The sequence below is a fragment of the Bacillus sp. MUM 116 genome (assembly GCF_001866655.1).
Classification (GTDB): domain Bacteria; phylum Bacillota; class Bacilli; order Bacillales; family Cytobacillaceae; genus Neobacillus.
The window spans coordinates 1-9,133 of sequence record NZ_MLYR01000152.1; the positions used below are offsets into that span (position 1 = coordinate 1).

Below are 9,133 nucleotides of genomic sequence, written 5' to 3' on the forward strand. Positions count from 1 at the left end.
ATGCCTTCTTTTTTCAATTAACATTTGTTGTCGGTTTCTTAATTTGTTATACTTAGTGGCCAATTCAAGAAATAAGGGCTTATCCATTGATACAAGAGCATCATCAATCTTTTCCTCTAGGAGCGTAATTTGCCGAGTAACCATTGCTTCATCCAAGACGTTTTGTATATACGTATCAAGATTTGAACTCTCATCTTGAGTTTTCTTTGATGAGTTAAGCGATTTCATAATCTCACTATATGAAGTGCTTTTATACGGTTTTTTCTTTTCCATTGCAAATCACCCCTAATACCTTTTTATATGATTTCTTTTGCTAATACATATCATTCATTTATTCCACATTTATTCATGAGTGGACGGGAATATTCCCGAAGGTAGTAGAAGGATGTAATACATTGAATAAGTCTAGGTTTGGCTTTGAATTACATTTTCTCGATTTTTGTTGCTTGTCTATTTCTTCTTCTAAAGAAAAAAGTTGAATAATAAGGTCCAAAATTTCCTTTTGGTTTGAATTAGTAGCAACCATCTGTTTCATTCCAATTAAGGGAGAATGCATCATTTGAGTTACGATGCTTTTTGAATATTTACGAATAATTTTTCGTTCCCTTTCAGTTAAATCTGGTAACTTATTTTCAATTTGATTGAGAGCATCTTCATAGATTGCAAATGATTTTAAACGAAGGGCAGCCATAACAGGTGTAATGCCCAATATGCTTAACCACGTCTGATAGTTCAACAATTCTTGCTCAATCATATAATTGATTTTTTCACGTTCTTGAGCTCTTTTTTCTAGATTGGTTTCAACAATGCCTTCCAAATCGTCGATATCATATAAGAAAACATTATCAAGGTTATTAATTTTCGGATCTATATTTCTTGGAACAGAAATATCTATTATGAATAAAGGGCGTTGATTTCTCTTTAGATAAATAGTTTCCAAATCTTCCACGGTGATGATATGTTTTTTTGTATCTATCGAACTAATAACAATATCAGCATCGATTAGTACATCGTGAATTTGGTCCATGGTTTTGGCTGTTGCACTAAATTTCTCTGCCAATTTCATAGCTCTTTCATATGTTCGATTCACAACTATTATTTTATCTGCTCCATTTGCGTGAAGATGTTTTACCGTTAATTCTGCCATCTCCCCTGCACCTAAAATAACAGCAGTCTTGGTATGTAAAGGACCAAGGATTTTTTTTCCTAATTCTATTGCAGCATAACTAATAGAAACAGCATTTCTGCCGATATCCGTTTCTGAATGAACATGTTTAGCAAATGTAATGGCTTGTTTAAATAATTTATTGAAAATAGTATCTGTTGCCTGATGACGGTGGCTGCTTATATAAGCTTCTTTAACTTGTCCTAAAATCTGAGTTTCTCCTAGAACCATAGAGTCAAGACCACAGATAACGCGGAATAAATGCTTTACAGCTTCATCATTTTTTTTAAAATATAAATTATTTGTAATCTGTAATTTGTTTGCCTCAAAAGAATCGTAAAGAAATCGTATAATTTTTTGCTTAGCCGTATGTGCTTTATCTACAACTGCATAAATTTCAGTTCGATTACAGGTTGACAAAATTACACACTCTTGAATACCCTCGGTACGATATAAAGATTCAATAAAATTAGAATAAGAATCTTTTTGTATTTTAAATTTCTCCCTAATTTTTACAGACGATGTGCTATGATTCATGCCTAAAACAATTATTTCCACATGTACCACTCCATTTTTAAACCATTCCAGAAAAAGATAAGACATTAAATATTGGAAGGAAGTGCGGTAAACTTAGAATCATATTTACCGCACTCATAAATCCAATTTTCGATAATTCAGTTAATTTTTAATAAATTACTATTAAAAATCTAAATTTTATTCCAAGTGTTTATTCATAATTTAATTGATAAGTACTGTTGCTAAAGTCTAATTTGCAGTTTTGACCGCTGTTAAAGCTGCTTCGTAATTTGGATGATTCGTAACTTCAGAGAGATATTCCACGTAAGTCACAATATTTTGGGAATTGACAACAAAGACAGCTCTGCTTTCCAAACGATGCTCCTTCATGTAAGTCCCATATGCAGTGCCAAAAGACATACTTTGATGATCAGATAACGTTTGGACATTTTTTATTCCTGCTCCACCGCACCATCTGCTCTGGGCAAACGGGAGATCGGCACTTATGGTTATTACGACAACGTTTTCACCAAGTTTTGCCGCTTCTTCATTAAAGCGTCTGGTCTGCTGGTCGCATACAGCGGTATCAAGCGATGGGACGACACTAATCAGTCGTACCATATTATTTGAATCTGAAAGAGTTACCTTTGACCTATCGTTCGCCAAAACTTCAAAGTCTGGTGCCTTATCACCGACTTTAATTTCAGGCCCAATCAGCGTAACGGGATTTCCTGCCAGTGTGGCCCTGCGAGTGCTTTCTGTTATCATTAAACTATTTTCCTCCTTTCAAACAATAAAGGTGAGTTATTATTCAACTGCCGCGATAGGTACTATATCCGCCTGGTGCAACTAACAGCGGGACATGATAATGACTGTCCGGATCAGAAACTCCGAACCTTAATGGGACTTTATCAAGGAAGGGCAGCTCGGGTAAATTGGCACCTTGGGAACGAAAATAATCAGCAACATAAAATATTAATTCATACTCTCCAGCTGTTAGTTGATTATCGTTTAATAAGGGGGAATCCACCCTGCCATCACTATTCGTATTTACTGACTTGATAAAAGTACACTCCGGTTCAAGTTTCCAGAGATCAATCTTTAATCCTTTTACTGGCATACCCTTTGCTAAATCTAAAACATGGGTTGTTAATCTGCCGCTCATGCCTCTACCTTTTCCGGAGAAACCTCTAATCCTTCATTCTCAAGGTCTTGACGGTCTACAACAAAGCCTTGGAATCCATATGGGGGCCTTGGCTCTGTAAAAACAGCACCTTTAGATTCAGGGATTTCAACAATGGTTTCCCATGTACGGTTATTAGATAAAAATTGTACCTCTGCAAGTTGCGGGAAGCGTTGAAGAATACGTAAACCAACTCGGTATATTAAATCTTGAATGGATTTTGTTTCTGCCTCATGGAAAACAGAAGTAGTAATATCACGAACTTGTTCAGCTGGAACATAAACAGCCGGATTGTCTGAAACTGCATCCTCATTATTGTTGTAACGATAATGGATATCTAAGTAGATATAAAGCGGACGATCCTTTGCTTCCGGCAATGTTGTATATTCATCATGAATAAATCCGTAGAATGAACTGCCAGATACTTTAATCAAGTGAAGATTCTTAACACCGCTTTCTTGCTTTACAATTTTATTCCCTTTCTCAGTCCGTTGTACTTTTACAGTAGTCGTTATTAATTCATTTCTTGAGTGCCTGTAAACAAGCGGGCTTGCCTCCAATTGATCTTGTCCGGCAACATTTACAGTTTCAAAGGGAATTTCATCGGCAGTAATTTCAACAGCAGTAAGGTGTGCATAAGTATTAAGGAAGCGATTACAAACAAATGCTAAAAATCCCTCAAAAGTCGGTCCATGGTACTGTGCTGCTTGGCGTAAAATAAAGTTTTTCATAGAATCAGTAGCAACAACACGGCTGTTGTCCGCTTTCGTAAATGATTCCTCAAAATCCCCTTCAAGAGCAATCTTAGCATTCATTCCAAAAATAACGTTATTGCGTCCAGAAAAGCCTGACTCAGGAATTGATTTAATACCTTCAAGTGGGGTTTGATAGGTCCGGAAAACAAATACATCACCTTTACCATAATACATAACTCTTTCCTTTGAACTCATAAAAACTCCTCCTTCTATTTTTAAATCATTTAAAATCTAAATCAACGGAAGTTATGCCCGTTCATTTACAAAAGAATGGAAGCAAAGCTCTGGCATTTTGTTATTACCTCTAAGCTAGGCGTTAAGAAAATCCTCTAAGCGAAACCGAGTTATTTTATAGATTTGTTCCAGAGCTTCATTAAGTTCAGCCTCAGGTCCATTGTGCAACCGATTTCTCAACATCTGCTTTATGGACTCTTTGTTTTGACCTTTTACTGCCATGATGAAAGGAAATTCGAATTTGTCAATATATGTCTTATTGAGCAAGAGAAATTCCTCATGTTCTTCTCTTGAAAGCTGATGAAGGCCTGCACCCGCTTGTTCTTTTACAGATGCATCTGCCATTTGAACTCGCCCTGCCAAATCAGGGTGTGCCCTCAAAAGAGCAAGTTTTTCATTAAGATCAGCCTCCTGAACCACATGAACCATCGTCCGATGCAGTTCAGATATAGAATGAAACGGACGATTTACCCAAGCCTTTTCCGCTACCCACGGTGAATGTTCAAAAACCCACCCAAGAGCTTCGGTAAAAGCAGTTTGGTCTAGTTCATTCATTTTTGCCAGCTTCCTGCTCATATTTTTCATTCCTTTCTATTTAGAGCCCATCTCCCCTCATAAACTACTTATTTCATAGTTACCAAGGATTAATTTAATTTTAATAGGATTTATTATTATGGTCATTAGCCGAACCTGACAAATCTTACTAGTTTACATTGTGCTCTGAGCACACTATAAGGTAAACTATTGATAATTAGATACTTCTTGTAAAAGGAAGTGGAACCATGAAGTTGACTATAGCAGAAGCATTAAGCAGTCCTCCATTAAACACTTGTAAGATTGCTGCAGGTTTTAATGGAATTTCCAACTATATAACATCAGTTAATAGTTTCGACGCCCCTGATGTTATTCATTGGCTTAAAGAAGGAGATTTGGTCTTAACTACGGGGTATGTCTTCAAAAATGAAGAAGCTTCTTTAATTAAATTGGTTCAGGATCTTGCAAAACGGAAGTGTGCAGGACTAGGAATCAAAACCAACCATTTTCAACGCTCACTGCCTTCTGAGATGATTTCTATTGCTGATGAATATTCTTTTCCCATCTTTCAAATTCCAGATGAACAATCCATAGCTGATTTAGTTCTTGCAGTACTAAGGAAAATATTGGCGGTTCAGTCCAAAGAGACGATGGAAGAGGAAAAAGAAATTGAAATCTATTCGTTACTGCGATATATTCCAAAAGATGTTCTAGAAAATTATTATACTCATTTACTGTCTCCGTTAATTGAATATGATCGGTTGAATCATTCAGATTTCATCAAAACACTATCGGTATACCTGAATAGCTGTCTAAAACCGACAGAAACGGCTCATACACTGGGTATTCACCGCAACACCGTACACCAGCGTTTGTCAAAAATTAAAGAACTTCTTGGTATGGATTTTAACAATGGGGAGAATATTTTCAAATTACAGTTGGCCTTATGGAGTTACCAATATTCCAAGGAAATATAAAAAGGGCCGGGAAATCATTCCGGCCCTAAAAAATCTTTAAATCATTGACTTTATTTCAACTTCTTCTGAACTAGACAGCAAGTCGAGCATCCTTGCGATTCGCAACCCTAATTGAAGGCGAAATGCCGTCTTGCTGTCATTCAGATCAATACCCAATAATTCCTCAATTCGTAAAATCCTAAATTTCACCGTGTTTCGATGTACAAAAAGAACATTCGCAGTTTCTGCTAGCTTGCCGCCGCTTTCCAGGTATGTCTCCAATGTCTGCAGTAGATTCGAGTTATTCTCTTGGTCATATGTAGTTAGCACTTCTAGTGTACTTTTGACATAGTCTTTTAACACGTCTTCTGATAAATGCTGAAATAAACCTTCAGGTGCATAATCAGCGTATTCGTAAAGGGCCAAATGCATGTAGTCTGAATTTGTTTTTCCAAAATGAACAGCTTCCTTAGCTTCCTTATAGCTTTTATGTATTCTCGAGAGTTGTATACATGGTGAACCGATTCCGATTTGAATCGGTTGTTTGGGAAATTTCTTTTGAATTTGATTTCCCAGAAGTCTTGCAGTTTTTCTTGCAAAAGCGGCAAGATCGAGCGTTTTTTTTAGATTAAGAGGATTTAAAATGACTGCAAAATCTTTATTGTTAGGAATCATTAGCAACTTTGCATTTACTTTGTTTCCAACCTCGTTTGCCATTTGAGCAAAGGTGGTTGGACTAATAACCGGTTTATCTCCATTATAGGGATTAACTGATATCATCATCGCAATATAATTGGAGTTAGGCATGAACTTATATTGATGGGAGATTAATTCTAGATCTCCATGCCCGAGTGGATGGCCCATAATTAGTGAGACTAAAGAATTTTTCTTATTAGACAAATCTTCATAATTTACAATCTCTTTCGTTACCGAAAGAAGCAGGTCAGATAAAACAATATCAGACGATAATTCTATTAAAGGCAGACCTAAGCGATCTGCCTCCTGCAACATAACTGCCGGAATTTCAGAAAAAAACCTTTTTACTTTAATAGCCAAACCGGCACAATGTTTCCCGGCGAGGTCATTGAGCAATTTAATCTGAGTATCCTGGTGATCTTTAAAGACATACCCGGTAGTTAGCAGCAAATCACCTCGTTTTAACCATGATGTATCGGGAGCATCCATAATGCTGACAGAACGGATGCTGTTATTTACCCCTCTATCCCCTGCTACAATTCGGCTGCTACCAATTACCTGCAGCTTTAAAAAGTCAGATACCAGAAATGACATTGTTCACGCCTCCATTTTATTAAAACCTGTTCTATTCAGCATCCAATATGGCTTCTGTTTCTACTTTCTCGAATCCATGAAAATGCGCTTCTTGCAAACTACCATTTAACAATGCGTTTAATATAACAAGAACTAATGCACCAACTACAACGCCATCCCCAATTAATAAATGAAGTGTTTCTGGAAGATAAGTAAAGGCAGTGGGGACACCTTTTATTGCTAATGCGATACCGACGCCAATAGCAATTGTAATTTGATTAGATGGCAAAGACATATCCGCTTTCCCAATAATTTTTAATGCAGCTGCAATTAGCATTCCAAACATCGGGATCATGGCCCCACCAAGAACAGGAGCGGGAATCATAGTGGTGAGTGCTCCTACTTTTGGGACTAGACCTAAAAATACAAGGAGAATCCCGGAAGCAACCAAAACACTTAAATTTGTTACTTTCGTAAGCATAACTAGCCCGACATTCTGTGAAAAAGTCGAATGGCTGAAGGAATTTAGGATACTACTAATGAATGCGCCAATTCCTTCTGCACGAAGCCCTTTTTTAATATCGGCTTCGCCAATTTTCCTATCTGAAAATTCACCAAGGGCCATAAATACGCCAATACTTTCAATCGCAATAATAAAGGAGATAATAACCATTGTAATAATGGCAGAAAGGTGGAATGTAGGTGTTCCATAATAAAATGGCGTGACAATATTAAACCATTTTGCGGAACTAAGTGTTGAAAAATTCACCATTCCATAGAAACTAGCTACCACTGTACCAATGATCATCGAAATTAAGACAGAAATTGACTTTAAAAATCCCTTAAAAAATGTGTTGAAAATTAAAAAGCAGAGTAAGGTAAATACAGCGATGAGCAGATTCTTTGGATCCCCAAAATTTTTAGCTCCTTGACCGCCAGCGGCATTAATCATCGCAACAGGCATTAAGGTAATACCAATTATGAGAATCACAGAACCCGAAACAATAGGAGGGAAAAACTTTGCCAACTTACCAATAAACGGTGCACAAAGGGCAATTACTATTCCTGAAACCATAACTGCCCCGAATACACCCGTTATCGAATATGCCTTGCCAATTGCTATGGCAGGATCAAGAACGATAAAGGATACGGCCATTAAAGCGGGTAATCGAATACCGGCGATACTCCCAAAACCAATTACTTGGATTAAAGTCGCAATACCGCATGACAATAAATCAAACGAAATAAGATAAACAAGCTGTTGTTGTGTCAATCCAAGCGAATGGGCTACAATTAATGGGACTGCTATAGCGCCGCCATACATAACACAAACATGCTGAAATCCTAACGCAATTGTTTTACCTAAGCTTAATTTTCCCATCCATGTTCCTCCTTGATATAAGAAAATATTGGAGTTGCATTTTTCACAAGGCCGGGGCAACTATTCATTTAACAACAAACTACTTACGGAATATAAATAATATTCAGAATTATTTTTGCAAAAAAATAAAAACTATGAATCACATTCTTATGAGATTGATTTATAAATTCACCTCAGACATCTTCAGAAGTCACAATAGTCCCATTTTTAATGACTACATCGTATATAGACATATTTTACTCCCTTTTAATCAAAAATTTACCTTATTTTCAAGTACCGGTGGAAACGCTGTCAAAAAAAGACTTAATTTATCATTCTGTGTAACTTGCCACAATTCCTCCCTTTTTTATAATTCACAATCGTTTTTTATTAAGAATAAATCTAAGAACAATGCATTAAACTCTTGCCCAGGCTTGGACAAAAGCCGTTTGGATTGTGCAACTACCACATCCGAATTTTCATTTCCAACCGGTTTTACTTCAAAGACAACAATCTTGTGAGCCCTCACTGATATAACCAATTTCTAATATTACACGTAAATACTCTGTTAATTCCGATAATTCCACTTCACTTCCCGGATATCAAAACCGAGGATGCTGATCACCCCATGCAGGATTCAATTCGTACCGTCATGCCCGCTTCCGTCATCCATTTACTACTAATTCCTTGCCTTCACGAAACTCCTTTGTAAAAGACAATCGAATTACACCGATTGAAGGCACAGAGATTGCCGCTAATTTATTAATTCTATTTGTAATCCTCTGACCACTATTTTGTCTTTTACTTGTAAGGCAATTTACTTCTCCCTTCCCAAAGTGTAATGAAATCCATATGTTGCTTATTGAGAAACAATGTTTCGATTTCTATTTATAATGTTAACACCAAAAGTTCTTAATTTCAACTATTTTCTGATTATTATTCTTAATAAATAATAATTAAAATTAAAAGTATAATTTCGTATACTTCAAAGATTTTTCCTTTCAACTTTCCTTGAATATATTTTCTGACAACTCCTACCGCTAAAGCAGTGGGGTTCTAGGGTATAATATCAGCCCTCTGATCTATGTAATAAAAGGATTCATTAAAAGCCTTGATATAATTGGATTGGCGGGACTGCCAAGGAATCACACCAAATCTATA

9 protein-coding genes are annotated in these 9,133 nt (G+C 36.5%); 1 reads left to right on the forward strand and 8 read right to left on the reverse strand.

The window, feature by feature from the left end:
• From BIV60_RS26675 to uraD, 6 genes are all read right to left on the reverse strand, one after another.
• On the reverse strand, positions 1-273 hold a 273-nt coding region (locus tag BIV60_RS26675; RefSeq protein WP_071358684.1), incomplete at its 3' end, for an IDEAL domain-containing protein.
• Positions 274-346: 73 nt separating this feature from the next.
• Positions 347-1,723: a glutamyl-tRNA reductase gene (hemA, locus tag BIV60_RS26680; RefSeq protein ID WP_071358685.1), complete on the reverse strand. Its 1,377-nt coding sequence runs from the start codon at positions 1,721-1,723 to the stop codon at positions 347-349.
• Positions 1,724-1,930: 207 nt separating this feature from the next.
• Positions 1,931-2,449, reverse strand: a complete 519-nt coding sequence (tpx, locus tag BIV60_RS26685) for a thiol peroxidase (RefSeq protein ID WP_071358686.1) — start codon at positions 2,447-2,449, stop codon at positions 1,931-1,933.
• Between the two features lie 43 nt (positions 2,450-2,492).
• Entirely contained in the window at positions 2,493-2,846 is a 354-nt protein-coding gene (gene uraH / locus BIV60_RS26690; RefSeq protein ID WP_071358687.1) for a hydroxyisourate hydrolase, read from the reverse strand.
• Positions 2,843-3,814: a factor-independent urate hydroxylase gene (gene pucL / locus BIV60_RS30705; RefSeq protein WP_071358688.1), complete on the reverse strand. Its 972-nt coding sequence runs from the start codon at positions 3,812-3,814 to the stop codon at positions 2,843-2,845. Before pucL ends, uraH begins: the two co-directional genes overlap by 4 nt.
• Before the next feature lie 114 nt (positions 3,815-3,928).
• A complete protein-coding gene (gene uraD, locus BIV60_RS30710) occupies positions 3,929-4,429 on the reverse strand; it encodes a 2-oxo-4-hydroxy-4-carboxy-5-ureidoimidazoline decarboxylase (RefSeq protein ID WP_071358689.1) in 501 nt (166 codons plus the stop codon).
• 206 nt (positions 4,430-4,635) lie between these two features.
• Here uraD and BIV60_RS26705 point away from each other — a divergent pair, with 206 nt between their 5' ends.
• On the forward strand, positions 4,636-5,364 hold the full coding sequence (locus tag BIV60_RS26705; RefSeq protein ID WP_071358690.1) for a PucR family transcriptional regulator: 729 nt from the start codon (positions 4,636-4,638) through the stop codon (positions 5,362-5,364).
• 36 nt (positions 5,365-5,400) lie between these two features.
• On the opposite strand, the gene BIV60_RS26710 is transcribed toward BIV60_RS26705, so the two are convergent.
• Complete coding sequence (locus tag BIV60_RS26710) at positions 5,401-6,633, reverse strand: PucR family transcriptional regulator (RefSeq protein WP_071358691.1); 1,233 nt, start codon at positions 6,631-6,633, stop codon at positions 5,401-5,403.
• Positions 6,634-6,664: 31 nt separating this feature from the next.
• Positions 6,665-7,993, reverse strand: coding sequence for a nucleobase:cation symporter-2 family protein (locus BIV60_RS26715; RefSeq protein ID WP_071358692.1), 1,329 nt, complete (start codon positions 7,991-7,993; stop codon positions 6,665-6,667).
• Positions 7,994-9,133: the final 1,140 nt, after the last annotated feature.

Excerpts from the sequence above, each read along its gene's own strand:
- tpx (WP_071358686.1), bottom strand. The coding sequence starts at position 2,449 with ATGATAACAGAAAGCACTCGCAGGGCCACACTGGCAGGAAATCCCGTT.
- uraH (WP_071358687.1), bottom strand. The coding sequence starts at position 2,846 with ATGAGCGGCAGATTAACAACCCATGTTTTAGATTTAGCAAAGGGTATG.
- pucL (WP_071358688.1), bottom strand. The coding sequence starts at position 3,814 with ATGAGTTCAAAGGAAAGAGTTATGTATTATGGTAAAGGTGATGTATTT.
- uraD (WP_071358689.1), bottom strand. The coding sequence starts at position 4,429 with ATGAGCAGGAAGCTGGCAAAAATGAATGAACTAGACCAAACTGCTTTT.
- BIV60_RS26705 (WP_071358690.1), top strand. The coding sequence starts at position 4,636 with ATGAAGTTGACTATAGCAGAAGCATTAAGCAGTCCTCCATTAAACACT.
- BIV60_RS26710 (WP_071358691.1), bottom strand. The coding sequence starts at position 6,633 with ATGTCATTTCTGGTATCTGACTTTTTAAAGCTGCAGGTAATTGGTAGC.
- BIV60_RS26715 (WP_071358692.1), bottom strand. The coding sequence starts at position 7,993 with ATGGGAAAATTAAGCTTAGGTAAAACAATTGCGTTAGGATTTCAGCAT.